The 24,835-nt window shown below is 71.5% G+C and carries 23 protein-coding genes and 2 pseudogenes; 18 read left to right on the forward strand and 7 right to left on the reverse strand.

Features of this window, described 5'->3' with window-relative positions; all coding sequences use genetic code 11:
• Positions 1-106: 106 nt before the first annotated feature.
• The 8 genes and pseudogenes from ald to ACH45E_RS16935 all read left to right on the forward strand — a co-directional run bounded on the left by ald (position 107) and on the right by ACH45E_RS16935 (position 8,239).
• A complete protein-coding gene (gene ald, locus ACH45E_RS16900) occupies positions 107-1,231 on the forward strand; it encodes an alanine dehydrogenase (RefSeq protein ID WP_361440337.1) in 1,125 nt (374 codons plus the stop codon).
• Between the two features lie 401 nt (positions 1,232-1,632).
• A complete protein-coding gene (locus tag ACH45E_RS16905) occupies positions 1,633-2,769 on the forward strand; it encodes a ParA family protein (protein WP_361440340.1) in 1,137 nt (378 codons plus the stop codon).
• Positions 2,754-3,311, forward strand: a complete 558-nt coding sequence (locus ACH45E_RS16910; protein ID WP_361440343.1) for a hypothetical protein — start codon at positions 2,754-2,756, stop codon at positions 3,309-3,311. The genes ACH45E_RS16905 and ACH45E_RS16910 overlap by 16 nt, the downstream gene beginning before the upstream one ends.
• A 711-nt stretch (positions 3,312-4,022) precedes the next feature.
• Positions 4,023-5,108 carry a ScpA family protein gene (locus ACH45E_RS16915; RefSeq protein WP_361441442.1) on the forward strand — a complete coding sequence of 362 codons (1,086 nt, stop codon included), beginning with the start codon at positions 4,023-4,025 and terminating at the stop codon, positions 5,106-5,108.
• Positions 5,105-5,779 (forward strand): SMC-Scp complex subunit ScpB, encoded by a 675-nt coding sequence (gene scpB / locus ACH45E_RS16920; RefSeq protein ID WP_361440346.1) that lies wholly within the window; start codon positions 5,105-5,107, stop codon positions 5,777-5,779. Before ACH45E_RS16915 ends, scpB begins: the two co-directional genes overlap by 4 nt.
• Entirely contained in the window at positions 5,779-6,846 is a 1,068-nt protein-coding gene (locus tag ACH45E_RS16925; RefSeq protein ID WP_361440349.1) for a pseudouridine synthase, read from the forward strand. The genes scpB and ACH45E_RS16925 overlap by 1 nt, the downstream gene beginning before the upstream one ends.
• Before the next feature lie 149 nt (positions 6,847-6,995).
• Positions 6,996-7,483, forward strand: a pseudogene (locus ACH45E_RS16930) (ADP-ribosylglycohydrolase family protein); the annotation flags it as partial.
• 3 nt (positions 7,484-7,486) lie between these two features.
• Complete coding sequence (locus ACH45E_RS16935; RefSeq protein WP_361440352.1) at positions 7,487-8,239, forward strand: nucleotidyltransferase domain-containing protein; 753 nt, start codon at positions 7,487-7,489, stop codon at positions 8,237-8,239.
• A gap of 168 nt (positions 8,240-8,407) precedes the next feature.
• Here ACH45E_RS16935 and ACH45E_RS16940 read toward each other — a convergent pair whose 3' ends face one another.
• The gene (locus ACH45E_RS16940) at positions 8,408-9,094 is read right to left on the reverse strand and encodes a DNA polymerase beta superfamily protein (RefSeq protein WP_361440355.1); all 687 of its coding nucleotides are present in this window, start codon (positions 9,092-9,094) and stop codon (positions 8,408-8,410) included.
• A 22-nt stretch (positions 9,095-9,116) separates the two neighbouring features.
• Positions 9,117-9,518 (reverse strand): Rieske (2Fe-2S) protein, encoded by a 402-nt coding sequence (locus ACH45E_RS16945; RefSeq protein WP_361440358.1) that lies wholly within the window; start codon positions 9,516-9,518, stop codon positions 9,117-9,119.
• A 203-nt stretch (positions 9,519-9,721) separates the two neighbouring features.
• On the opposite strand from ACH45E_RS16945, the gene aroH reads away from it, so the two are divergent.
• From aroH to der, 5 genes are all read left to right on the forward strand, one after another.
• Complete coding sequence (gene aroH, locus ACH45E_RS16950) at positions 9,722-10,084, forward strand: chorismate mutase (RefSeq protein WP_361440361.1); 363 nt, start codon at positions 9,722-9,724, stop codon at positions 10,082-10,084.
• Positions 10,081-11,166 carry a prephenate dehydrogenase gene (locus ACH45E_RS16955; protein ID WP_361440364.1) on the forward strand — a complete coding sequence of 362 codons (1,086 nt, stop codon included), beginning with the start codon at positions 10,081-10,083 and terminating at the stop codon, positions 11,164-11,166. The genes aroH and ACH45E_RS16955 overlap by 4 nt, the downstream gene beginning before the upstream one ends.
• A gap of 131 nt (positions 11,167-11,297) precedes the next feature.
• Positions 11,298-11,990 carry a (d)CMP kinase gene (gene cmk / locus ACH45E_RS16960; protein WP_361440367.1) on the forward strand — a complete coding sequence of 231 codons (693 nt, stop codon included), beginning with the start codon at positions 11,298-11,300 and terminating at the stop codon, positions 11,988-11,990.
• Positions 11,991-12,052: 62 nt separating this feature from the next.
• Positions 12,053-12,640, forward strand: coding sequence for a lysophospholipid acyltransferase family protein (locus tag ACH45E_RS16965; RefSeq protein WP_361441445.1), 588 nt, complete (start codon positions 12,053-12,055; stop codon positions 12,638-12,640).
• Positions 12,641-12,720: 80 nt separating this feature from the next.
• The gene (gene der, locus ACH45E_RS16970; RefSeq protein ID WP_361440370.1) at positions 12,721-14,202 is read left to right on the forward strand and encodes a ribosome biogenesis GTPase Der; all 1,482 of its coding nucleotides are present in this window, start codon (positions 12,721-12,723) and stop codon (positions 14,200-14,202) included.
• A gap of 62 nt (positions 14,203-14,264) precedes the next feature.
• Here der and ACH45E_RS16975 read toward each other — a convergent pair whose 3' ends face one another.
• Together ACH45E_RS16975 and ACH45E_RS16980 are read right to left on the reverse strand one after the other, a co-directional pair.
• On the reverse strand, positions 14,265-14,660 hold the full coding sequence (locus ACH45E_RS16975; protein WP_361440373.1) for a hypothetical protein: 396 nt from the start codon (positions 14,658-14,660) through the stop codon (positions 14,265-14,267).
• Between the two features lie 71 nt (positions 14,661-14,731).
• Positions 14,732-15,520, reverse strand: a complete 789-nt coding sequence (locus ACH45E_RS16980; RefSeq protein WP_361440376.1) for a hypothetical protein — start codon at positions 15,518-15,520, stop codon at positions 14,732-14,734.
• Between the two features lie 539 nt (positions 15,521-16,059).
• On the opposite strand from ACH45E_RS16980, the gene ACH45E_RS16985 reads away from it, so the two are divergent.
• The 3 genes and pseudogenes from ACH45E_RS16985 to ACH45E_RS16995 all read left to right on the forward strand — a co-directional run bounded on the left by ACH45E_RS16985 (position 16,060) and on the right by ACH45E_RS16995 (position 18,280).
• Entirely contained in the window at positions 16,060-16,746 is a 687-nt protein-coding gene (locus tag ACH45E_RS16985; protein ID WP_361440379.1) for a transglycosylase family protein, read from the forward strand.
• Positions 16,747-16,832: 86 nt separating this feature from the next.
• A pseudogene (locus ACH45E_RS16990) lies at positions 16,833-17,786 on the forward strand (helix-turn-helix transcriptional regulator); the annotation flags it as partial.
• A gap of 278 nt (positions 17,787-18,064) precedes the next feature.
• Positions 18,065-18,280 (forward strand): I78 family peptidase inhibitor, encoded by a 216-nt coding sequence (locus ACH45E_RS16995; RefSeq protein WP_361440382.1) that lies wholly within the window; start codon positions 18,065-18,067, stop codon positions 18,278-18,280.
• Positions 18,281-18,406: 126 nt separating this feature from the next.
• Here the strand turns inward: ACH45E_RS16995 and ACH45E_RS17000 are convergent, their stop codons facing one another.
• Positions 18,407-19,441 carry a phosphatase PAP2 family protein gene (locus ACH45E_RS17000; protein ID WP_361440385.1) on the reverse strand — a complete coding sequence of 345 codons (1,035 nt, stop codon included), beginning with the start codon at positions 19,439-19,441 and terminating at the stop codon, positions 18,407-18,409.
• Positions 19,442-19,679: 238 nt separating this feature from the next.
• Positions 19,680-20,924: a mannosyltransferase family protein gene (locus ACH45E_RS17005; protein WP_361440388.1), complete on the reverse strand. Its 1,245-nt coding sequence runs from the start codon at positions 20,922-20,924 to the stop codon at positions 19,680-19,682.
• A 261-nt stretch (positions 20,925-21,185) separates the two neighbouring features.
• Between ACH45E_RS17005 and ACH45E_RS17010 the strand changes: the two genes are divergently transcribed.
• Both ACH45E_RS17010 and ACH45E_RS17015 read left to right on the forward strand, forming a co-directional pair.
• Positions 21,186-22,787 carry an MFS transporter gene (locus ACH45E_RS17010; protein WP_361440391.1) on the forward strand — a complete coding sequence of 534 codons (1,602 nt, stop codon included), beginning with the start codon at positions 21,186-21,188 and terminating at the stop codon, positions 22,785-22,787.
• A 206-nt stretch (positions 22,788-22,993) separates the two neighbouring features.
• Positions 22,994-24,184: an acyl-CoA dehydrogenase family protein gene (locus ACH45E_RS17015; protein ID WP_361440394.1), complete on the forward strand. Its 1,191-nt coding sequence runs from the start codon at positions 22,994-22,996 to the stop codon at positions 24,182-24,184.
• Positions 24,185-24,221: 37 nt separating this feature from the next.
• On the opposite strand, the gene ACH45E_RS17020 is transcribed toward ACH45E_RS17015, so the two are convergent.
• Positions 24,222-24,659 (reverse strand): cell division protein SepF, encoded by a 438-nt coding sequence (locus ACH45E_RS17020; RefSeq protein WP_361440397.1) that lies wholly within the window; start codon positions 24,657-24,659, stop codon positions 24,222-24,224.
• Positions 24,660-24,835: the final 176 nt, after the last annotated feature.

A 24,835-nucleotide genomic window follows, 5' to 3' on the forward strand; every position in this document is an offset into this window, starting at 1 on the left:
TTCATTAAACTGGCTCTGCCGCACGTTCTCCGGCGGTGTCTCCCGGTGTGCCCCGGCATGCCTGGGTATGTGTAGCAATGCCCCCACACCCTCTGAGCCAAGGACCGTGATCGACGTGAAGGTCGGCATCCCCCGCGAGGTCAAGAACAACGAGTTCCGGGTGGCCATCACCCCCGCCGGCGTGCACGAGCTGGTGCGCCACGGCCACCAGGTCGTCGTCGAGCGGAACGCCGGTGTCGGCTCCTCGATCCCGGACGAGGAGTACGTCGCGGCCGGCGCGCAGATCCTGGAGACCGCCGACGAGGTCTGGGCCTGCGCCGACCTGCTGCTGAAGGTCAAGGAGCCCATCGCCGAGGAGTACCACCGCCTCCGCAAGGACCAGATCCTCTTCACCTACCTGCACCTGGCCGCTTCGGCTCAGTGCACGGACGCCCTCCTGGAGTCCGGCACCACGGCGATCGCCTACGAGACGGTCGAGCTCGCCAACCGCGCCCTGCCGCTGCTCGCCCCGATGTCCGAGGTCGCGGGCCGCCTCGCCCCGCAGGTCGGCGCCTACCACCTGATGGCCGCGGCCGGCGGCCGCGGTGTGCTGCCCGGCGGTGTCCCGGGTGTGCCGGCCGGCAAGGCCGTCATCATCGGCGGCGGTGTCTCCGGCTGGAACGCCGCACAGATCGCCATCGGCCTGGGCTTCCACGTGACCCTGCTCGACAAGGACATCAACAAGCTCAAGGAAGCCGACAAGATCTTCGGTACGAAGATCCAGACCGTCGTCTCCAACGCCTTCGAGCTGGAGAAGGCCTGCCTCGACGCCGACCTCGTCGTCGGTGCCGTGCTCATCCCGGGCGCCAAGGCCCCGAAGCTGGTCACCAACGAGCTGGTGTCCCGGATGAAGGCCGGAAGTGTCCTTGTCGACATCGCGATCGACCAGGGCGGCTGCTTCGAGGACTCCCACCCGACCACGCACGCCGAGCCGACCTTCCGGGTCCACAACTCGGTCTTCTACTGCGTCGCCAACATGCCGGGCGCGGTGCCCAACACCTCCACCTACGCACTGACCAACGCCACGCTCCCGTACATCGTGGAACTGGCCGACAAGGGCTGGGTGGAGGCGCTGCGCCGCGACGCCGCGCTGGCCAGGGGTCTCAACACGCATGACGGCAAGGTCGTTTACAAGGAGGTCGCCGAAGCGCACGGCCTGGAGCACGTGGAGCTCGAGACCCTGCTCGGCTGAGCCCGGTCACCAAGTCGCCAAGACGCATAAGGCGATACGTCAACACCGGTCGTCAACGCGCCGCACCCGGCCGGACCTTGCCCGACAAGGTCCGGCCGGGTGTGTGTATGGTCACTTTGCGACTTGCGGTCAACTCGCCTCGAACGTAACCCTTCGACCGATTCGCACACCGGTGAAGCCTGCTGTGCGACGGCCGTACGCCCTTGACAGCGGGATGTTTCATTGCCGACACATCCTGCCGGGTCCGGCGGATTGTGTTGCTGCGGACCGCCGACACGCCATAGAGTCGCCAACCGTCGGCATGGTGCCACGCTGACCTGTCTAGAAGTTTCCTGGTCACCAAGGAGGTAAGACGACTTGTGAATGAGTCGACATTTTCTCCCGGGGGTGGTCAACCAGGAATGCCTACGCGGGGTCACGGCTCCACGGGGCTCGAGGCTGTCGGCTCCGTCGCTGTCCGAACCTTCGCAGCCCACCAGAGCCAGAGCAGCCCTCACATGGCTCTGTCAGCACTCCAGAGCATGGATGGCCATCACGTGAACGCCATGGCCGGCGACGGAAGTGGCGCGCCCCACAACCACTTCGCCGACTACGACGAACTGCCCGAAGGGCACTTCTACGACCCCGATGCCGAGTACGAGCCGGATCCCGAGTACGCGGCCACGCTCGCGCCCGACGCGGCCCGCCAGCGCCGTGAGCGCGTCGGTCCGACCGGACGCCCGCTGCCGTACTTCCCGATCCCGGGCCCGCTGACCGACCACGGCCCCGCGAAGATCATCGCGATGTGCAACCAGAAGGGCGGCGTCGGCAAGACGACGTCGACCATCAACCTGGGTGCCGCGCTCGCGGAGTACGGCCGGCGCGTGCTGCTCGTGGACTTCGACCCGCAGGGCGCGCTGTCGGTCGGTCTCGGTGTCAACCCGATGGAGCTCGACCTCACCGTCTACAACCTGCTCATGGAGCGGGGCATGTCGGCGGACGAGGTGCTCCTGAAGACGGCGGTCCCCAACATGGACCTGCTGCCCAGCAACATCGACCTGTCCGCCGCCGAGGTCCAGCTGGTCTCCGAGGTCGCTCGCGAGTCGACGCTCCAGCGGGCGCTGAAGCCGCTGCTGCCCGACTACGACTACATCGTGATCGACTGCCAGCCGTCGCTCGGCCTGCTCACGGTGAACGCGCTGACGGCCGCCCACAAGGTGATCGTCCCGCTGGAGTGCGAGTTCTTCGCGCTGCGCGGTGTCGCGCTGCTCACCGAGACCATCGAGAAGGTCCAGGAGCGGCTCAACCCGGACCTGGAGCTCGACGGCATCCTCGCCACGATGTACGACTCCCGAACCGTGCACAGCCGCGAGGTGCTGGCGCGCGTGGTCGAGGCCTTCGACGACCACGTCTACCACACGGTCATCGGCCGCACGGTCCGCTTCCCGGAGACCACGGTCGCCGGCGAGCCGATCACCACGTACGCCTCCAACTCCGTCGGTGCCGCCGCCTACCGCCAGCTCGCCAGGGAGGTGCTCGCCCGGTGTCACGCCGAGTGAGTCTGCCCGGGGCCGACGAACTGTTCCGTACGACAGGGGGGATGGCGCTCCAGGCGTCCACTCCCCGGCGCCAGGCGGGCGGCGAGGCCCGGGTGCCGGCTCCCGCCGGGGAGAGCGACCCGGCGGCCGCCGCGGCGGAGGACGCGCCGCAGGCCGTCCCCGTGCAGAGCGGTGACGGCGACGGTGCGGAGCACGTGGCGGCGGTCGATACGGAGCCGGCCGAGGCCGGCGGCCGGGATCGCTCCGCGCGGGCCCGTACGGCGGCGCAGGAAGGTTCTGCCGCCGCCGCGCAGCCGCGCAAGCGGGGCCGGGCCGCCGCGCGCCGGCCCAGCGGGCGCGAGCGCCACGACGAGAAGATCACGGTCTACGTCTCCGCCGAGGAACTGATGGACCTCGAGCACGCCCGCCTGGTGCTCCGCGGCGAGCACGGCCTGGCGGTGGACCGCGGCCGCATCGTCCGCGAGGCGGTGGCCGTGGTCCTGGCCGACCTGGAGTCCCGCGGCGAGGCGAGCATCCTGGTACGGCGGCTGCGGGGCCGCTAGGGGCCTTGCGAGCGGCTGCCCTCGGGGCGGCCGGTCCGGCGTGCCCGGCTTGCAGGCTGCGGGGTCGATAGGGCGCTGCTGGGTGGCTGCCCTTGGGTGGTGGCCGGCCCGGTGTCTTCGGGTGACCTGGGTGATTCGACGCGCGGGCGTCTGAGCGGTTGCGGGTCGCGGGGTGGCTGCCTGGGAGGCGGCTGGTCTGGGTGCGCGGGGACGTGTAGATCCTGGTGCGGCGGTTGCGAGGGCCGATAGGGCTGTGCGTGGGGCGGCCGGCCCGGTGTCTCCGGGGGGCCTGGGTGACTCGACGCGCGGGTGCCTGGTCGCGAGGGTGGCTGTCCGGGCCTGGGAAGCGGCCGGTCCGTGTGGCGGCTGGGGCGGGCGGTAGTCGGCTCTGTGAGCGGGAAGCGATAGCCTGCGACGGCCATGACCTCGAACGATGTTCCCGACCCCGGCGCACGCGCCGGCCGGAGGCGTGCCCTCGGGCGGGGGCCGGGCGCGGCGCCACCCCAGGTGGAGCCGGAGGCTGTCGCCGGAGAAGCGGAGGCGGCGCCCGTACGCGACACGAACAGCGAGCCCCGGTCGGCAAGTGAGGCGGAACCCCGTCCCGATGCCGTGGCCGGGCGGGAGCCGGAGCGCGGGCCGGGGAACCGGGCTGGAGCGACGGCCGAGCCGCCTCAGTCTGACCTGGTGTCCCCGGGGACGGGCGCAGAAAGCATGGCCGGGGCGCGGTCGGAACCTGTGCCTGCATCCGCTGTCGAACCGGTGTCGACGCCGGCGGCCGGGCGGGAGCCGGAGCGCGGGCCGGGGAACCGGGCTGGAGCGACGGCCGAGCCGCTTCAGCCGGACCTGGTGTCCTCGCCCCCCGCCGGGGTGGTGGCCGGTGGCGGGCCGGGGGCGGGCGCAGAAGGCATGGGCGGGGTGCAGCCGGAACCCGTGCCTGCATCCGCTGTCGAGCAGAACGCCGGGGCCGCTGTCGAGGCGGCGGCAGGTGACGGTGTTTTCAAGGTGCGGCTCGCCAACTTCGAAGGCCCCTTCGATCTGTTGCTGCAGCTGATCTCGAAGCACAAGCTGGACGTCACCGAGGTCGCGCTGTCCAAGGTCACCGATGAGTTCATGGCGCACATCCGCGCGATGGGGCCCGACTGGGACCTGGACCAGACGACCGAGTTCCTGGTGGTGGCGGCCACGCTGCTGGACCTGAAGGCGGCCCGGCTGCTGCCCACCGCCGAGGTCGAGGACGAGGCCGACCTGGCGCTGCTCGAGGCCCGGGACCTGCTGTTCGCGCGGCTGTTGCAGTACCGGGCGTACAAACAGATCGCGGACATCTTCAACCAGCGCCTGGAGGAAGAGGCCCGCCGCTACCCCCGCACGGTGGGGCTCGAACCGCACCACGCCGAGCTGCTGCCCGAAGTCGTCATCAGCATCGGCGCGGAGGGCTTCGCCAAGCTCGCGGTCAAGGCGATGCAGCCCAAGGCGAAGCCCCAGGTGTACGTCGACCACATCCACGCACCGCTCGTCTCCGTGCAGGAGCAGGCCGGGATCGTGATCGGACGCCTCAAGGAGCTCGGCGAGGCCAGCTTCCGCACGCTCGTCGAGGACACCGACGACACCCTGACCGTCGTGGCCCGCTTCCTCGCGCTGCTGGAGCTGTACCGGGAGAAGGCCGTCGCCCTGGACCAGGAGACCGCGCTCGGCGAGCTGATCGTGCGCTGGACCGGCGGGCCGGGGGACACGACACCGATGGTCACGGACGAGTTCGACCGGCCGCCCGAGGAGCCGAAGGAGGAGAAGGAAGCGTGAGCGAGGACACCGCGGAACTCCCGGCAGGGCCCCGTACCGTCGCCGACCTCGAGCTCAAGCCCGCCCTGGAGGCGGTCCTGATGGTCGTGGACGAACCCGCGACCGAGGAACACCTGGCGAAAATACTCCAGCGGCCCCGGCGGCAGATCGCGGACGCGCTGCGCGAGCTGGCCGACGAGTACACCGTGCAGGGCCGCGGCTTCGAGCTGCGCCTGATCGCCGGCGGCTGGCGCTTCTACACCCGTCCCGAGTACGCCGCCGCCGTCGAGGGCTTCGTCCTGGACGGCCAGCAGGCCCGCCTCACCCAGGCGGCACTGGAGACCCTGGCCGTCGTCGCCTACCGGCAGCCGATCAGCCGCAGCCGCGTCTCGGCCGTGCGCGGAGTGAACTGCGACGGCGTGATGCGCACCCTCCTGCAGCGCGGTCTGGTCGAGGAGGCGGGCACGGAACCCGAAACAGGTGCGATCCTGTACAGGACGACGAACTACTTCCTGGAGCGGATGGGCCTGCGCGGCCTGGACGAGCTCCCGGAGCTCGCGCCCTTCCTCCCGGAGGCTGAGGCGATCGAGGCCGAGACCCAGGAAGCCGTACCGTCGTTCGATCCGGACGCCCCGGACCCGGACGACGGTCCCGGGACGAACATGCCCAACACGACGACGACGGAACTTTGATGCGAAGCAGCGGTAGCGGCAGCGGCAGGAACAGCGGGCGCGGTAACCACCGCGGCGCGGGCAACGACAGGGACGAGCGGCAGGGACAGGGCCGTCCCCGCAAGCCCCGCCCCGAGGAGCGCCGCTATGACGTGGGCCCCGGCGCGACCAAGGACGGCCCCAAGTCCGGGCGCGGCGGCGCGGCCCGCGGCGGCGCCAAGGGCGGCCCGAAGCAGCCCCAGAAGGGCGGCCGTACGGACCCCGCGCGCTCCCGCGAGTACGAGACCCGGGTCGAGGAGCGCAACCGCGAGCGGTACGCGGGCAAGAAGGACATCAAGCTGCCCAAGACCTTCCCGGGCGCCGAGCAGGAGGGCGAGCGGCTGCAGAAGGTCCTCGCGCGCGCGGGCTACGGCTCCCGGCGTGCCTGCGAGGAGCTGATCGACCAGGCCCGGGTCGAGGTGAACGGCGAGATCGTCACCGAGCAGGGCAAGCGGGTCGACCCGGAGAAGGACGAGGTCAAGGTCGACGGCCTGACGGTGGCGACCCAGTCGTACCAGTTCTTCTCCCTCAACAAGCCCGCCGGTGTCGTCTCCACGATGGAGGACCCGGAGGGCCGCCAGTGCCTCGGCGACTACGTCACCAACCGTGAGACGCGGCTGTTCCACGTCGGCCGCCTGGACACGGAGACCGAGGGCGTCATCCTCCTCACCAACCACGGCGAGCTGGCCCACCGGCTGACGCACCCCAAGTACGGCGTGAAGAAGACCTACCTCGCCGCCATCGTCGGCCCGATCCCGCGCGACCTGGGCAAGCGCCTGAAGGACGGCATCCAGCTCGACGACGGCTACGCCCGCGCGGACCACTTCCGTGTCGTGGAGCAGACCGGCAAGAACTACCTCGTCGAGGTCACCCTCCACGAGGGCCGCAAGCACATCGTGCGCCGCATGCTCGCCGAGGCCGGCTTCCCCGTCGAGAAGCTCGTCCGCACCTCCTTCGGCCCCATCACGCTGGGCGACCAGAAGTCCGGCTGGCTCCGCCGCCTGTCCAACACGGAGGTCGGCATGCTGATGCAGGAGGTCGAGCTCTAGGCACGGTGCCGGGTTCGGAGCCCGCGCCCCGAACGGGCGCGGGGAACTGCGCGGCCGGCCACAGTCCGCCCGAGGCCGCCGTACGTCTGCGGGTGCCGAGCTCTTGGGCGCCGGGTGACGTAGTCCCGCGGGCAGCCGGTGCGTGAGGGACCTGCCTGACCGCCTGCAACCTGCTCAAGGAGGACGGGCTGCGGTGGCAGGAGGCCAGTCAGGTCGGGTCCAAGGGGTGCGGGGCGAACATGCGGGTGGCGCCCGTCGGGCTCGCGCCGGGGCTGAGTGACGAACAGCGTGCCGGGGCCGCCCAGTTGCAGTCCGTGCTGACGCACGGGCATCCCACCGCGCTGGCCGCGTCCGACCTCACCGCGCACGCCGTACGACTGCTCGCGCACGGGGTCGAGACGGGCGGGCCGGTGCGGATGCCGGCCACCGGCCTGCTGTGCTTCCTGCTGTTTCCCGAGGAACCGGTCACCGCGCTGCGCCGGGCCGCTTGCACCTCCGGCGACTCCGACTCCATCGCCTGCCTCACAGGGGCCTTCGCGGGCGCGTTCTCGGTGCGGGCGCCTGGCCGGCCGGGTGGGCGGAGCGGATCGAGTACCGGGGCGAACTACTGGAGCTGGGCGCGCTCTGGGACGCTTAGGCCATGATCGACGATCTCGACATGGACCTGACGCCCGTGATAGCCGAGCAGCCCGACCCCCTGCTGTTCGCCACGGTCTCCGGCGCGCATCTGTACGGCTTTCCCTCGCAGGACTCCGACCTGGACCTGCGCGGCGTCCATCTGCTGCCCGCCGCGGACCTGGTCGGGCTGCGGGAGCCGGAGGAGACCCGGTCCCGGATCTGGGTGCGGTACGGCGTCGAGATGGACCTCGTCACCCATGACCTGCGCAAGTTCGTACGGCTGATGCTGCGCCGCAACGGCTATGTGCTGGAGCAGCTCCTCTCGCCCCTGGTCGCGCACACCACCGACGCGCACCAGGAGCTGGCCGCGCTCGCGCCCGGCGTGCTGACGAGCCATCACGCCCACCACTACCGGGGGTTCGCGGCGACGCAGTGGCGGCTGTTCGAGAAGACCGGCGAACTCAAGCCGCTGCTCTACACCTTCCGGGTCCTGCTCACCGGCATCCACCTGATGCGCAGCGGCGAGATCCAGGCCCACCTGCCGACCCTGCTCGGCACCGGCCCGGACGCGCCCGCCTACCTGCCCGATCTGATCGCGGCGAAAGCGGAGCGGGAGCACGGCAGCGCCGAGGTGGACCACGCACGCGTGGCCGCCGACGTCGAGAAACTGCACACGGTACTCGACGACGCCCAGGCCACCTCAGCCCTGCCCGACGCACCCACCGCGTACGACGCCCTCCACGACTTCGTCATCCGGGTCCGCCTGACAGGCTGAGCCGCGGCGGGTGCTCGACGAGGTCCGGGCAGCGCCAGGCCTGCCTGGCTGGCGCGCGGCGGATGCGGATCAGGAAGTCTCCGACGCGGCGGTGGTACGGCTCGGCACGTGCGCGTGGTCGCTGACGGTGAGAAGCCGCACGCGGTGCTCGATGAGGTCCGGGCCGCGTCAGTCCTGGCCGGCTGATGCGCGGCGGGTGCGGATCAGGAAGTCCTCGACGCGGCGGTGGTCCGGCTCGGGTGGTAGGGGGGTGCGGTGTGACCAGGTGTCCGTCTCCGCGCCCAGGCGGGCCATCCAGGCCTCGACGTCCGGCCAGGGGACCTCGCCGCGCTTCACCGCCAGCAGCGCCTCGCGCCGGTCGCCGACGTCGATCGTCAGCTCGCCCGTGCGTAGGAGGTCGCCGGCGCTCATCAGCAGCCGCAGCAGATGCATCGCGTGCTTCCAGCGCGGGGCGCCGTGGGTGCGGACGTCGGCCTCGAGCTTCCTGTGCTGGCCCAGGGCGTACCGGGTGAACGAGTCGTGGACCCGGCGGGAGAGGAACGCCCCGCGCAGCGACAGCAGTTCGCGCCCGGTGTCGTCGATGTGCTCCACCAACGGCGAGTGCAGGCACTCCAGGACGTTCGGGTTCGCGCGCAGCGCCAGCTCGCAGAAGCGCTCCAGCTCCCAGCTGAACCGCTCCTCGCCCGGCCCCTCCACATGCGTCGGCGGCTTCTCGAAGCGCCAGAACAGGGGAGTGGGGGCGAGGAAGACGCCCCGGCGGTCGGTGTCACTGCCCTCCGTGGCCAGCCCGAAGGCGCGCGACCCCATCACGCAGGAGTAGATCGTGTGGTCGCGTACCAGGTCCTCGGGGTGCATGCCCGGGAGCGTACGCGGATCCTCAGGCGAGGCGGATGGATTTCCCGTCCACCGTGATCTTCTTCGGGGGCAGCGGCCTGTCGGCCGGGCCGCGGGCCACCGTACCGTCGGCGATGTCGAACCTGCTGCCGTGGCAGGGGCAGTCGATGGTGCCGTCCGCGACCTGGTTCACCGTGCAGCCCTGGTGGGTGCAGATCGCCGAGAAGGCCTTGAACTCGCCCTTCTTCGGCTGGGTGACCACGGCCTTCTGCTCCGTGAAGACCTTGCCGCCGCCGACCGGGATGTCACCGGTCGCCCCCAGATCCTTCCCGCCGGAGGTGTTCGAGGAGGACGAGGAATCCTCGCTGCCGCATCCCACGCACCCCGCCGCGAGCGCAGCCGCACCCGTTGCGAGGACCGTGCGCCGCGCCGGGCTGTGGGTCATGTCGTCACTCCGAACGTGCGGCCACCGAAGGCACCGAAGCACCGAAGCACCGAAGGCGCCGGATAACAAGCAATGCGGAACAGACTGTCACAGATCGCGCGTTTCGTGCGTCTCAGCGGGCGAGCGCCGGACACCGGGTGAGCGCGGGCTGACTACGCTGGACGGACCAAGAACCGAAACGCACGTCAGCAAGGAGCAGCGCCGTGGCGGTACGAGCGGTCCGGGGGGCCGTCCAGCTGGAGAGGGACGAGGCCGGACACATGGACGAGCAGGTCGGAGCCCTGCTCACCGCCGTCCTGGAGCGGAACGGGCTGACCGCCGACGACCTGATCAGCATCTGGTTCACGGCCACCCCCGACCTGCACAGCGACTTCCCGGCGGCCGCCGCCCGCAAGCTCGGCATCGTCGACGTGCCGCTGATCTGCGCCCAGGAGCTGGACATCGAGGGCGCCATGCCCCGGGTGGTCCGGGTCCTCGCGCACATCGAGTCGGACCGGCCCCGCGCCGACATCGCCCATGTCTACCTCGGCGCCGCGGCCGCCCTGCGCAAGGACATCGCCCAGTGAGGACCGCACTCGTCATCGGCACCGGGCTGATCGGCACGTCCGCCGCGCTCGCCCTCTCCCAGCGGGGCGTCGTCGTCCACCTCGCCGACCACGACCCCGAGCAGGCCCGTACGGCCGCCGCGCTGGGCGCCGGCACCGACGAGGCCCCCTCCGGCCCCGTGGACCTCGCGATCGTCGCCGCCCCGCCCGCGCATGTCGCCGCCGTCCTCGCCGACGCCGTGCGCCGGGGCGTGGCCCGCGGCTACGTCGACGTGGCCAGCGTCAAGGGCGGCCCGCGCCGCGAACTTCAGGCCCTCGGCCTCGACCTCTCGTCGTACATCGGCACGCACCCCATGTCGGGCCGTGAGAAGTCCGGCCCGCTGGCCGCGACCGGCGACCTGTTCGAGGGCCGCCCCTGGGTGCTGACGCCCACCCGGGACACCGACACCGAGGTGCTGAACCTCGCCCTGGAACTGGTCTCGCACTGCCGGGCGGTGCCGGTGGTGATGGACGCCGACGCCCACGACCGGGCGGTGGCGTTGGTGTCCCACATGCCCCACCTGGTCTCCAGCATGGTCGCGGCCCGTCTCCAGCACGCCGAGGAGGCCGCCGTACGGCTGTGCGGGCAGGGCATCCGGGACGTGACCCGGATCGCTGCCTCGGACCCCGGGATGTGGATCGACATCCTGTCCGCGAACCCCGGTCCGGTCGCCGACCTGCTCACCGACGTCGCCGCCGACCTGGAGGAGACCGTGCAGGCCCTGCGCGCCCTGCAGTCCTCCGACGAGGCCAAACGGCACGAGGGCACCGCCGGGGTCGAGGACGTGCTGCGGCGCGGCAACGCGGGGCAGGTCCGGGTGCCCGGCAAGCACGGGTCCGCTCCGCGGATGTACGAGACCGTGGCCGTGCTGATCGACGACCAGCCGGGTCAGCTGGCCCGCATCTTCGCGGACGCCGGCCGGGCCGGGGTCAACATCGAGGACGTACGGATCGAGCACGCGACCGGGCAGCAGGCGGGCCTGGTCCAGCTGATGGTCGAGCCGAAGGCGGTGCCGGTGCTGACGGCCGCGCTGCGCGAGCGAGGGTGGGCCCTGCGGCAGTAGGCGGGCGGCGGGCATGCACACGTCCAGGGCATGCGCGCGTCCAGACGAGTGACCCGTACCCAGTAACCTTGTGCAGGGCGCTCTCGCTCCCCGCACCCCGCTCCCCGCACCGCACCAGGAAGGTGTCCCCCGTGGAAAACGGCGCCCCGACCGCCAAGCCCGTGATCGTCGCGATCGACGGTCCCTCCGGCACGGGCAAGTCGAGCACGTCGAAGGCCGTGGCCGCGCAGCTCGGCCTGAGCTACCTGGACACCGGTGCCCAGTACCGGGCGATCACCTGGTGGATGGTGAGCAACGGCATCGACCTGGAGGACCCGACCGCGATCGCGGCCGTCGCCGGGAAGCCGGAGATCGTCTCCGGCACCGACCCGTCCGCCCCGGCCATCACGGTGGACGGCGTCGACGTGGCCGGCCCGATCCGCACCCAGGAGGTCACCTCCAAGGTCAGCGCGGTCAGCGCGGTGCCCGAGGTGCGGTCCCGGATCACCGAGCTCCAGCGTTCGCTGGCCGCCTCCGCGGAGACCGGCATAGTGGTCGAGGGCCGGGACATCGGTACGACCGTGCTGCCGGACGCCGACCTGAAGGTCTTCCTGACCGCCTCCCCGGAGGCCCGTGCCGCCCGCCGCAGCGGCGAGCTGAAGGGCGTGGACGTCCACGCCACCCGCGAGGCGCTGATCAAGCGGGACGCGGCCGACTCCAGCCGCAAGACCTCGCCGCTCGCCAAGGCGGGCGACGCGGTCGAGGTGGACACCACCGAGCTCACCCTCGCGCAGGTCATCGAGTGCGTCGTCACGCTCGTCGAGGAGAAGCGGGCCGGGAAGTGACCCAGCTTTCCGTTCCCTCCGAGAAGGGTGCCGAGGTCGGGCGGCGCATCGGCGTCGGCCTGATGTACGGGCTGTTCAAGCCGCGCGTGCTCGGCTCCTGGAAGGTGCCCGCGACCGGCCCGCTGATCTTCGCCGTCAACCACTCCCACAACATCGACGGCCCGATGGTCATGGGCGTGGCACCCCGGCCGACGCACTTCCTGATCAAGAAGGAAGCGTTCGTCGGACCGCTCGACCCGTTCTTGCTGGGCATCGGCCAGCTGAAAGTGGACCGCAACACCACCGACCGCACGGCCATCACGCAGGCGCTCGGCGTGCTGGAGCACGGGGGAGTACTGGGCATCTTCCCGGAGGGCACCCGGGGTGAGGGCGACTTCGCCTCGCTGCGCGCCGGACTGGCGTACTTCGCGGTGCGCGGCGGCGCGCCGATCGTGCCCGTGGCCGTGCTGGGAAGTTCTGAGCGTTCGAGCCGGTTGGTAAAGGCGCTGCCTCCGCTGCGTTCCCGCGTGGACGTCGTCTTCGGCGACCCGTTCGAGGCGGGCGACGGCAGCGGGCGGCGTACCCGCAAGGCGCTGGACGAGGCCACGGAACGCATCCAGAAGCAGCTCACCGCACACCTGGAAAACGCCAGGCGGCTGACCGGTCGCTAGGCCAGACTGAGTAGTGGATCAGCCGGCACAAACCGGGCGATCCACCGATCACCACGAATGAACGACGAGGTACGGACTCCATGAACGACCACATCCAGCCCGACGGCTCGGCCGAGCACGAGTACGAGCACGGGGCGCTCGGCGATGCCGAGTACGCGGAGTTCATGGAGCTCGCCACCGAGGAGGGCTTCGCCCTCGAGGACGTCGAGGGTGCCATCGAGGCGGCCGGCCACGGCCCGCTGCCCGTGCTCGCCGTCGTCGGCCGGCCCAATGTCGGCAAGTCGACTCTGGTGAACCGGATCATCGGCCGTCGCGAGGCCGTCGTCGAGGACAAGCCGGGCGTCACCCGTGACCGGGTCACCTACGAGGCCGAGTGGGCGGGCCGCCGCTTCAAGGTCGTCGACACCGGCGGCTGGGAGCAGGACGTCCTCGGTATCGACGCCTCCGTCGCCGCCCAGGCCGAGTACGCGATCGAGGCGGCCGACGCGGTCGTCTTCGTCGTGGACGCCAAGGTGGGCGCGACCGACACCGACGAGGCGGTCGTCCGGCTGCTGCGCAAGGCCGGCAAGCCCGTGGTGCTGTGCGCCAACAAGGTCGACGGCCCGAGCGGTGAGGCCGACGCGGCCTACCTGTGGTCCCTCGGTCTCGGCGAGCCGCACCCCGTCTCGGCCCTGCACGGCCGCGGCACCGGCGACATGCTGGACGCCGTCCTGGAGGCGCTGCCGGAGGCGCCCGAGCAGTCCTTCGGCACCGCCGTCGGCGGCCCGCGCCGCATCGCGCTGATCGGCCGCCCGAACGTCGGCAAGTCCTCGCTGCTCAACAAGGTCGCGGGCGAGGAGCGCGTCGTCGTCAACGAACTCGCGGGCACCACCCGTGACCCGGTCGACGAGCTGATCGAACTCGGCGGCGTGACCTGGAAGTTCGTCGACACGGCCGGCATCCGCAAGCGCGTCCACCTCCAGCAGGGCGCCGACTACTACGCCTCGCTGCGCACCGCGGCCGCCGTCGAGAAGGCCGAGGTCGCGGTCATCCTGATCGACGCGTCCGAGAGCATCTCGGTCCAGGACCAGCGCATCGTGACCATGGCGGTGGAGGCGGGCCGCGCGGTGGTCCTCGCCTTCAACAAGTGGGACACCCTCGACGAGGAGCGCCGCTACTACCTGGAGCGGGAGATCGAGACCGAGCTCGGCCAGGTCGCCTGGGCGCCGCGGGTGAACGTCTCGGCGCGTACCGGCCGGCACATGGAGAAGCTGGTCCCGGGGATCGAGACGGCCCTGGCCGGCTGGGAGACCCGGGTGCCGACCGGCCGTCTCAACGCCTTCCTCGGCGAGCTGGTCTCGGCCCACCCGCACCCGGTCCGGGGCGGCAAGCAGCCGCGCATCCTCTTCGGCACCCAGGCCGGCACCAAGCCGCCGCGGTTCGTCCTCTTCGCCTCCGGCTTCATCGAGGCGGGTTACCGGCGCTTCATCGAGCGGCGGCTGCGCGAGGAGTTCGGCTTCGAGGGCACGCCGATCCACATCTCGGTGCGGGTGCGCGAGAAGCGCGGCGCGAAGAAGAAGTGACCGAACGCGGCGAGAGGGCGGCCCCTGACCGAGTCAGGGACCGCCCTCTCGCCGTTCGTTCGTCAGGCTCCCCGGCGCGGGCCCGGTGGGAGCGCCGCCGGGACGTGGTGCATCCCGGTGTCGTGCTGCCGCCCGAACGTCCCGATCCGCTGCCAGGACGGCTGGTGCTGTCCGGTGCCGTGGCGGGCACTGTAGGCACCGGCGCTGTACGCGCTGTACGAGTTCGAGCCGTACGAACCCGTGCCGGTGCCGTGCGGGGCGTTCCCGAAGGCGGTGAACCCGAAGTCCTCTTCCCCGCTCCGGTCGCCCGGCAGCGTCCGGAAGGTCCTCACCCACTCCGCGTAGAGCGCGTCGTAGATCGGCGTGGCCGATGGCCTGCCGGGCGCCTCCTGCCCCGACCTGGCGGACGGAATGGGGGAGAAGGACGGGCGGCGGGACGGAACGTCGTATGCGTGCACGTATGTCCAAACGACCCCAGCCCTTCGGGGATGCGGCTCGGGAACGTGGCATTAGGGGTACGGCGGCGCCGTCAGGTGCCCGCGAGGGGCAGCGCGGCCGCGACCAGTTTGCCGTTGGCCGCGGCCTTGTCCAGGGCGTCCCGGAGCAGGTCCTCCCGCGGCTGGCGTCCGATGGAACCGACCGGTGCCGCGAACATCAGTACCTGCTGGTGCTTGTTGGCGGCGGCCCGCCATCCGTCCGTGACCTGCAGCGGCTGGTGCGCCTGCCACCAGGCCACCGGCTGCCCGCCGTTCGTGCCCGGCTGGAGCACCGCGTGCAGCTGACCGACCGCCAGCAGCACCGACCACCCGTGCAGCACCGGCGGCACGGCGGCGAGTTCGGTCACCGGCATGAACCCCTGCTCGATGAGCAGGGGCAGGAAGTCGTCGCCGGCTCCGGTGGTGCCCGGGCGCACGATCGGCGCGGTCGGCTCCACGACGAGTGCCGGGTGCAACTCCCCGGCGATCAGCACCAGTCCGCTGGTCACCCCGAGCACGGCCTGCTCGGGCACGGCCTGCTCCGGCCGGCCGCCGGAGGCGTGCGCCTCGCCGCTGATGGAGCGGACGGCGCCCTGCAACTGCTCCTCGGTGACCTGGACGACCTGTGAGGGCAGGCAGCCGGCGTGGGCGAAGGCGAGGACGGCGGTCTCGTCCCCGACGAACAGAACGGTGCTGGTGCGCTCCTGCTCGGAGTCGCCCGGGGTGCGGCAGGACGTGCAGTCGTAACTGCCCGGGGCGTTCTCTCCGGCGAGCAGCCGGTCGGCTTCTTCGTCGCCGATCTCGGCGCGTACGGCGTCGCTGACGTCGAGCATGCGCGGCACGGGTGGCTCCCTCGGGATGCGTGCTGGGTCGACCGGGTGGCTCCCGGCCCATGAGTTCCGGGGGTTCCGGGCTCATGAAGAAGACAACGGGCGATCTGTGGCGGGAGTCACGCCCCGAGGGGAACGGAATCGAACCATCCACCGCACAGGGTCACGGTCGGTGCGGAACCGTCTACTCCTCGTCAACTCGGCGTGTTGTCAAGGAACTTGATCCGGTGAAGTGGGTCACAGATCAGCTGGGCGCCTGGTTGACAAATCAGGAAATCAGCGAATGAAGTGGGTGACCGAAAATCGCCGATACCAGCGGTAACGTCGAACTGGCCTGCGACAACGCGGAGTTGGTTGATACCGACTGGTCGGGGTCCTTACATTCCTCGGCCGTGTGCAACTTGCACCGCTCGGGAACGTTCGCCGGCCGCGCCGCTCAGGCATCACCGCGGCGCCGGCCACGGCGGACAGGGCGGAGCGTGCGTACCGCGTCCATGCGCGGAACCGCGCCCCGCTCAGGGGGGCTCCCGGGTTCGTGGAGAGGGAATTACATGTCCGAATGTGCCGATACCACCCGTAGCACCGCTCGTCAGGACAGCGCTCGTAAGGACAGCGCCCGCAAGGGCCGTACGGCGGCGGTCCTCGCCGGGGCGGCGCTGCTCGCCCCGCTCGGACTGCTGGCGGCGACCGGCGACGCCGACGCGGCGGGCAACGGAGTGTGGGACCGCATCGCCCAGTGCGAGAGCGGCGGCAACTGGCATATCAACACCGGCAACGGCTACTACGGCGGACTCCAGTTCTCCGCCTCGACCTGGCGCGCGTACGGCGGCACGGCCTACGCGCCGACCGCCGACCAGGCCTCCAGGGAGCAGCAGATAGCCGTCGCCACCAAGGTCCAGGGCGCCCAGGGCTGGGGCGCCTGGCCGGTCTGCTCGGCCCGCGCCGGAGCCTCCGGCGCCGCACCGGCGGCCGCCTCCACCGGCACCACGGCCACCACGAAATCGGCCCCCTCGGCCCCGTCGAAGCCGGCCAAGGCGCCGCAGCGCTCGACGGAGCACACCAACCGCAGCTCGTCCCGCAGTGCCGCGCACGGCGACTACACCGTCCGCGAGGGCGACACACTCAGCAAGATCGCCGCGCGGCACGGGACCACCTGGCAGCGGATCTACGCCGCCAACAAGTCGGTCATCGGCGGTGACCCCAACCTGATCGTGCCCGGGCAGCGCCTGGCGGTCTGAGCCGCGCCGGTCCGAGCCCAGCCACTGTCCTCCTGAACTCCTCATGAGGACAGTGGCTGTCCGCATCCGCTGGCAGACTCGCATCCATGTTGGAGACCTCGGCACGTCTGCTGCGCCTGCTCTCGCTGCTCCAGGCCCACCGCGAGTGGTCCGGCGCCGACCTGGCCGAACGGCTCGGCGTCACCCCGCGCACGGTCCGCCGGGACGTGGACCGGCTGCGCGAGCTGGGCTATCCCGTGAGCGCCAGCCCCGGCACCGGCGGTGGCTACCAGCTGGGCGCGGGAGCCGAACTGCCGCCGCTGCTCCTGGACGACGACGAGGCGGTCGCCGTGGCGGTCGGGCTGCGGACCGCCGCCGGGCAGGGCATCGAGGGCATCGGCGAGACCTCGGTACGGGCCCTCGCCAAGCTGGAGCAGGTGCTCCCGGGCCGGCTGCGCCGCCGGGTGGGCGCCCTGAACGCGTTCACCGTGCCGATGCTGCGCGGACCGCGGCCCTCCGCCGTCGACCCGGCCGTCCTGACCGAACTGGCCAACCTCTGCCGGGACGCCGAACGGCTGCGCTTCGAGTACCGCACCCACGACGGGACCCCCGGCCGCCGCACCGTCGAACCGCACCGCCTGGTGTGCACCGAGCACCGCTGGTACCTGGTCGCCTGGGACCTCGACCGCGCCGACTGGCGGACCTTCCGCGTCGACCGCATCACGCCCAGGCCGCCGCACGGACCGCGCTTCACCCCGCGCGAGCCGCCCGCCGAGGATCTCGCCGCCTACGTCTCCCGCGGGGTCTCCACGCACGCGTACGCCTCGCACGCCGCCGTCCGGCTGCTGGCCCCCCTGGCGGAGGCCGCCGAGCGGATCTCGCCGTCCGCCGGGACGCTCGAGCCCGACGGGGCGGACGCCTGCGTTCTGCGGGCCGGCGCCGCGAACCTGGACGTGATGGTGGTGCACGTGATGATGCTCGGCTTCGACTTCGAGGTGCTGGAACCCGCCGGGCTCACCGGGGCCGTCAGAGCGGCCCGCGACCGGCTCTCACGCGCTCTGGGAGAGGTTCCTCCGCACGGCGGATCTGTGCCGGATCGGTGAATTTCTTATGCGGTGTCAGCTTGTGCGGCAGTGCATGGATTCGGAAGGGAACGGCGCTTTCCGCCGGGCTGTGCGGCACTATTCGACATGCCGGACCGGCACGCGAGAATTTCGTTCGATTACCCCGGGAAGCCGCACGGAAACCCTCGTTCGGGTGACGGAGTTCGGCCGAATCGGGCGTCGTGATCCTGTGACAGAAGTGTGACGGAGAACGGACGCGCGGCTAGCGTGGCCGTATGGCACCGATTCCCACTCCGTCAGCGGAGCCCCAGGACAGTCCGGAAGGGTACGTCGGCCTCGACGCGGCGCGGGCCGAGCGACTCGCGCGCGAGAGGGGGTGGTCGACGGTGCGGTCGCTGCCGCCGGGCGCGATCATCACGATGGAGTACCGGGCGGGACGGCTGAACTTCGAGGTGCGCGACGGCCGGGTGGCTCGCGCCTGGAAGGGCTGAGGGCCGCTCAGGTCCCGCGAACCACCGCACGGCGAAGGCCCCGGGTCCTGTCCTGCGAACAGGACCCGGGGCCTTCGCTTTCGCGGGGGTGGCTGTGCGTACCGGCCCCGCTGTTCCGGTCGGCGGTCAGCCGCCCGTGACGGGGCGGGCCGCCGGGGTCGCGCCGCGCGGGACGCGTTCCGGGTGCGGCGGGCGGCGGTTGCCCGCCGGGGTGACCGGGGGGCGCTCGGAACGGGCGGCGTGCGGACTCGGCGTCCGGTGGACCTGGGGCCGGGGCGAGTGGGCCGAGGAGACCGGCTCGCGGGCCGGGGCCCCCCGCTCGGCGGGCGCGGTGCGCGGCGTGAGCGCCACCGGGGTGACCGGGATCGGCGCGGGCGCGGGCGCGGTACGGCCACGACCGAGGCGGGCGCGCAAGCGGTCGCGCAGGTCGAACAGGGCGGCCTCGGTCCGGGCGATCGCCGGCTCGCACCACGGCAGCGCCAGCAGGATCAGCAGCCCCGCGGCCCAGCCCAGCAGCACGTCGCTCAGCCAGTGCGTACCGAGATAGACGGTGGCCATCCCGACGCCGAGCGAGGTCACGGCCGAGATCGCGGACAGCCAGCGGCGGGCCCTCGGGGTGGAGGCCAGATACGCCAGAATGCCCCATGTCACCACCGCGTTGGCGGTGTGGCCGCTGGGGAATATATCGCCGCCCAGACCCATCTCGTTCGAGCCGATGACGGTGGCGTAGTGCGGTCCGAGACGGCCCATGCCGAGCTTGGCGGCGCCGACCGTGATGTTCAGCAGCAGCAGCGAGGCGCCGAGGGTCATCAGCGGGCGGAGCGTGTGCTGCCGCCAGGAGCGCCAGCCCAGCCAGGCCGCGACCATGACGGCGGTGGGGCCGCGCTGGCCGAGCACCACGTAGTAGTCGACGAACCAGTGGATACCCGCCCACTGCTGGTACGGCCGGAAGAACATGACCTGCCAGTCGAGCCGGACCAGCCAGGAGGTGGTCACCACGGCCCACACGATCGCCAGGTAGAAGGCCAGGGTCGCCGAGAACAGGACGACCCGGTGCCGGCTCATCCTCGGCACGTCGATGTGGGCCGGCCGTTCCGGCTCACGGTCCAGCCTGGCGAACACCCGGTCCAGACGACGGGTGAGCTTTCGTTCGGTACGCACCCAATCGACGTTACAGCGGGTGAGCTCTCAAGCCGGTCCAATCAGTGGCTTTGTGATGACGATGTGATGTGGGAAACCTCTCAGGAGGGCTGTCAATTACGAGGATTCGACAATCCTCTCCGCTCGTCTCCCGCAATTCCTTTGATCATGCCGGGTGTTACTTATATGGCACTTATGAATTCGTTCACCGCGCGATGGGGTGGAATTCTCCGGGTGCTCATCGGGCGCGCCGGAACGATCACGGGGGACCGGAACCGTTCAGCCAGAACGCCCCGTAGACCGCGGTGGCCACCGCCAACAGGCCGGTGACCAGCGCGGATCGGGACGTTCGCGCCCGGGCGAGGGCCACGGCGAGGGGCAGCAGCAGCGGAAAGGCCGGCAGCAACAGACGCGGCTTGGAGCCGAAGTAGCTCGACGCGCACAGGGCGAGCGCGACCACGACACCCGTGTACACCAGCAGCGGCAGCGGCTGGCGCTGCCGTACTCCGATCAGGTACAGCCAGATCACCAGTCCGACGCCGGTGATCAGTCCGGCCCCGGCGAGGGCCGACGGAAATGACGTGAACTTGTCGGCCACGAAGCGGGCGAAGGCATATCCGAAGTCGAAGCCGTTCCGCCAGCCGGCCTGGACGTCCAGATAGCCGAGCGGACCCTTGCCGGTGCGATGGCCGACCCAGAGGACATAGGCGGCGGCGCCGAGGGGGGCGAGGAGCATGCCGAGGGCGCGTGACCGGACGGGTGCGCCGGTGGTGGGGAGAGGGGAGTGCGGGGTGACGGCCGCGCCGTCCGTCGTGTCGGAGGCGCGCTCCCCGCCCCGTGCGCCGTATGCGGCGGCCGTGCTCCGATCCCGCACGAACGAGACCACTCCCGCCGTCCACACCGCCGCGACCACCGCGAGCCCCACCGGCCGGGTCAGCCCGGCCAGCGCCGCCAGCGTGCCCGCGGTCACCCACCGGCCGGTCAGCACGGCGTACAGCGACCAGGCCGCGAGAGCGGTGAACAGCGACTCGCTGTAGGCCATCGACTGCACGATCCCGACCGGCAGCACCGCCCACAGCAGCACCGCGCAGACTCCGGCGCGCGGGCCGTACCCGTGGTCCGCCACCGCGAAGATCCCCCAGGCCGCGGCGAGCGAGGCGAGCAGGCTGACCACGAAGCCGGCGTCGGCGTACGACAGCGGGGTCAGCGCGTGCAGCAACCGCTCCAGCCAGGGCAGCAGCGGAAAGAAAGCCAGGTTGGAGTGGACGTCTCCGTTCGGCAGCCGCACCTCGTAGCCGTAGCCCAGTTCGGCGACCCGCGTGTACCAGAGGGCGTCCCAGCGGGCGGTGAGCAGCGTGTACGCGCTCTTGCCGCGCGCCGCGCTCCAGGCCACCAGGACGAGCAGGCCCAGGGCGCGGACGGCGGCGTACCCGAGGAGGGCCGGGGCCGCCCGGCGCAGGGGCGTGACGCGGGGCGGTGCCACGCGCGTTGCAAGGTCGGTCACGGGCCCGATTATCTGCCGGGCGCGGAACCGGACTTTCCACCGGGTCGTGGTCAAGGGAAGGAGAAGTGGTGTACGCCACATGTTTCCGCGGTGAGTGTGAGAGGTCCGCCACGTGGATGCGGAGCGAACTCGCGTACGCTGACGTGTCACTCGCGTTCGTATGCGCGGGCCGGAGATCCCACCGCTCCTCCGGCCGAAGTCACGGGACACCCCCAGCCCGTGAGCCCGCCGAACCCGAGGAAACTTCTGGGAGGTACGTGCATGTCCGGGACGACCACGGCCGCGTCCGCGCTGCGCCGTCGGGCGGCCGGGGCGAGTGCCAACCGCTGGGTCGTCCTCTTCGTCCTGTGCGTCAGCCTGCTCCTGGTCGCCCTCGACGCGACCGTGCTGCACGTGGCGGTGCCCGCCGTCACCGAGGACCTCAGGCCCGGCGCCATCGAACTGCTGTGGATCGTCGACATCTACCCGCTCGTCTGCGCCTCCCTGCTGATCCTCTTCGGCACGCTCGGCGACCGGGTGGGCCGCCGGCGGGTCCTGCTGCTCGGGTACGCGCTGTTCGGCGTCGCCTCCGCCGTCGCGGCCGTCGCGCCGAGCGCGCAGGTGCTGATCCTCGCCCGGGCGCTGCTCGGCGTGGGCGGTGCGATGATCATGCCGGCCACCCTGTCCATCCTTCGCCAGGTCTTCCCCGACCGGCGGGAGCGGGCGCTGGCGATCGGCATCTGGAGCGCGGTGGCCGCGGTGGGGGCGGCGGTGGGGCCGCTGCTCGGCGGTTTCCTGCTCGAGCACTTCTGGTGGGGTTCGGTGTTCCTGGTGAACATCCCCCTGATGCTGGTCAGTCTGCCGGTCGGGCGGCTGCTGCTGCCCGAGTCGAGGGGGGAGCGGAACGGTCCCTGGGACGTGGTCGGCGCGCTGATGGCGGCCGTCGGGCTGTTCGGGGTGGTGCTGGGGGTGAAGCGCCTCGGAGGCGGCGAGCCGGTGGCCGACGTGCTCACGGTGGCGCCGCTGGTGGTGGGCGCGGGGCTGCTGTTCCTCTTCGTACGGCGTCAGCGGCGGCGGCCGTATCCGCTGGTGGATCTGCGGATGTTCGCGCGGCCGGCGTTCAGTACGGCGGTCGGGTGCATCGTGCTGGCGATGCTCGCGCTGGTGGGGCTGGAGCTGATCGCGGCGCAGTACCTCCAGCTGGTGCTCGGGCTGTCGCCGCTCGCGACCGGCCTCAGGCTGCTGCCGCTGACCATCGCGGCGATGGCGGCCGGGCTGGCGGGGGCGCGGATGCTGCGGCGGTTCGGGCCGCGGCGGATGGTGTGCTTCGGGTTCTGCCTGACGGCGGCGGCCGTGCTGACGCTGACCGGGATGGGCGGGCGGGACAACGTGGGCCTCCTGCTGCTCGGCTTCCTGCTGCTGGGCTTCGGGCTGGAGACGACGCTGTTCGGGGCGTACGAGTCGATGCTGAGCGAGGCGCCGGCCGAGCAGGCCGGCGGGGCCGCGGCGATCGGGGAGACCTCCTACCAGCTCGGGGCCGGGATCGGGATCGCGCTGCTCGGCAGTGTGATGAACGCGGCGTACGCGCCCGGGCTGGCGTCCGTTCCGGGTGTCCCGGCGCCCGCGGCGGCCTCGGCGGGGCATTCACTGGGGGAGGCGTACGAGGTTGCCGCGCGGCTGGGCGGGGGGGCCGGGGGTGCGCTGCGCAGGGCTGCGCGGGAGTCCTTTGTGCACGGGCTGCACGTGACCCTGCTGGTGAGCGCGGGGCTTTTGCTGCTCGGGGCGGTGATGGCGCTGCGGTTGCCGCGGGTGATGCAGTGCGAGGGCGCTGCCGGCGAGGTGCCCGCGCCCCGTGAGCCTCAGCGGTCCCGCGTGTCCGCCTGACCGCTGCGCTCGGCTTCGGCGGGGGGTCTCCCACCCACGCACCACCCGTGCGGGTCAGCTGGGAGGTGGACGTCTCCTGCGGGGGATTCCCGCCGTCGGCGGCTGACCGCGGCGCACCGAGAGTGTTGGGGTGGACGGGCCGGGCCGGGCGTCGTAACGTCGGGGCGGAAATCGTGACTAGCGGTGCTAGTTTTATCGGAGGGTCCATGTCCGCGTCCTCGAAGTTGCCCCCGTTCGACCCGGCCGACCCGCTCGGCATCGACGATCTGCTGGAACCCGAGGACCTGGCCGTGCGGGAAACCGTGCGTGCCTGGGCCGCGGACCGTGTGCTGCCGTATGTCGCCGAGTGGTACGAGAAGGGCGAGCTGCCCGGCATCAGGGAGCTGGCGAGGGAGCTCGGCGGGATCGGGGCGCTCGGGATGTCCCTCACCGGGTACGGCTGCGCCGGGGCGAGCGCCGTGCAGTACGGACTGGCGTGCCTGGAGCTCGAGGCCGCCGATTCGGGGATCAGGTCCCTCGTCTCGGTGCAGGGATCGCTCGCCATGTACGCCATCCACCGCTTCGGCAGCGAGGAGCAGAAGCAGACCTGGCTGCCCCGGATGGCCGCCGGCGAGGTGATCGGCTGCTTCGGGCTCACCGAACCCGACCACGGCTCGGACCCCGCCTCCATGCGGACGTACGCCAAGCGCGACGGCGGGGACTGGGTGCTCAACGGCCGGAAGATGTGGATCACCAACGGCTCCGTCGCCGGTGTCGCCGTGGTGTGGGCGCGGACCGACGACGGGATCCGCGGGTTCGTCGTGCCCACCGACGCCCCCGGCTTCTCGGCGCCCGAGATCAAGCACAAGTGGTCCCTGCGGGCCAGCGTCACGAGTGAGCTCGTCCTCGACGACGTACGGCTGCCCGCCGATGCCGTACTGCCCGAGGTCGTCGGGCTGGGGGGCCCGCTCAGCTGTCTCTCCCACGCCCGCTACGGCATCGTCTGGGGCGCCATGGGGGCGGCGCGGTCCTGTCTCGAGACCGCCATCGACTACGCGAAGTCACGGGAGCAGTTCGGCCGGCCCATCGGCGGCTTCCAGCTCACCCAGGCCAAACTCGCCGACATGGCGGTCGAACTGCACAAGGGGATTCTGCTCGCCCACCACCTCGGGCGGCGCATGGACGCCGGCCGCCTGCGTCCCGAGCAGGTCAGCTTCGGCAAGCTCAACAACGTCCGCGAGGCCATCGACATCTGCCGGACGGCGCGGACGATCCTCGGTGCCAACGGGATCTCGCTCGAATATCCCGTGATGCGGCACGCGACCAACCTCGAGTCGGTGCTCACCTACGAGGGCACCGTCGAGATGCACCAGCTCGTGCTGGGCAAGGCGCTCACCGGGCTCGACGCCTTCCGCTGACCCCGGGAGCGGGGCAGGGCCGGTGAGCGGCCCTGCCTCAGCTCTGGTTGAAGAAGCCGTCCGAGTGACGGGATCTGGCCTCCCCGCTGACGATCTCGGTGTCCGCGGGCGTCAGCAGGAACACCCGGTTGGAGACGCGGTCGATGGAGCCGCGCAGGCCGAAGATGAGCCCGGCCGCGAAGTCGACCACGCGCTTGGCGTCGCCGGGCTCCATGGCCGTGAGGTTCATGATGACCGGCACCCCCTCCCGGAACAGCTCGCCGATGGCCCGCGCGTCCCGGAAGCTGTCCGGGGTCACCGTGCCGATCCGGCGGCCCTTCTCCTCGGCGACGTCCGTCGCCACCTTCACCCGCGGGTCGGTCACCCAGGCATCCCCGGGCTCGCTCCCCTCGGAGTAGTCGTCGTCGTAGTAACGCTCGTCATCGTTGTCGTCGACGAGGCCGAGCCACGCACTCGCCTTGCGTACCGATCCCATGGACGCCTCCTCTCACAGCAATCTTCTTGCTTCCGCATCCCTATGGTCATCCATGATGCGGACGGCGCGCCAAGTGGATAGACGCCGCGCGGGGGGTTTGTGACGGTACTGGTGCACAGCGGATCCGTCGAGAGCCCGTGTGCCCCAAGGGTCCTGCTCTACACGACTGCTGACTG

Origin of the sequence: Streptomyces sp. NPDC020299 (assembly GCF_044387825.1) — a bacterium.
GTDB lineage: Bacteria > Actinomycetota > Actinomycetes > Streptomycetales > Streptomycetaceae > Streptomyces.

Coding starts and splice junctions, on each gene's coding strand:
- ACH45E_RS16905 (WP_361440340.1), top strand. CDS start 1,633: ATGCCTACGCGGGGTCACGGCTCCACGGGGCTCGAGGCTGTCGGCTCC.
- ACH45E_RS16915 (WP_361441442.1), top strand. CDS start 4,023: ATGGCCGGGGCGCGGTCGGAACCTGTGCCTGCATCCGCTGTCGAACCG.
- ACH45E_RS16925 (WP_361440349.1), top strand. CDS start 5,779: ATGCGAAGCAGCGGTAGCGGCAGCGGCAGGAACAGCGGGCGCGGTAAC.
- ACH45E_RS16935 (WP_361440352.1), top strand. CDS start 7,487: ATGATCGACGATCTCGACATGGACCTGACGCCCGTGATAGCCGAGCAG.
- ACH45E_RS16940 (WP_361440355.1), bottom strand. CDS start 9,094: ATGCACCCCGAGGACCTGGTACGCGACCACACGATCTACTCCTGCGTG.
- ACH45E_RS16945 (WP_361440358.1), bottom strand. CDS start 9,518: ATGACCCACAGCCCGGCGCGGCGCACGGTCCTCGCAACGGGTGCGGCT.
- ACH45E_RS16965 (WP_361441445.1), top strand. CDS start 12,053: ATGTACGGGCTGTTCAAGCCGCGCGTGCTCGGCTCCTGGAAGGTGCCC.
- der (WP_361440370.1), top strand. CDS start 12,721: ATGAACGACCACATCCAGCCCGACGGCTCGGCCGAGCACGAGTACGAG.
- ACH45E_RS16985 (WP_361440379.1), top strand. CDS start 16,060: ATGTCCGAATGTGCCGATACCACCCGTAGCACCGCTCGTCAGGACAGC.
- ACH45E_RS16995 (WP_361440382.1), top strand. CDS start 18,065: ATGGCACCGATTCCCACTCCGTCAGCGGAGCCCCAGGACAGTCCGGAA.
- ACH45E_RS17010 (WP_361440391.1), top strand. CDS start 21,186: ATGTCCGGGACGACCACGGCCGCGTCCGCGCTGCGCCGTCGGGCGGCC.
- ACH45E_RS17015 (WP_361440394.1), top strand. CDS start 22,994: ATGTCCGCGTCCTCGAAGTTGCCCCCGTTCGACCCGGCCGACCCGCTC.
- ACH45E_RS17020 (WP_361440397.1), bottom strand. CDS start 24,659: ATGGGATCGGTACGCAAGGCGAGTGCGTGGCTCGGCCTCGTCGACGAC.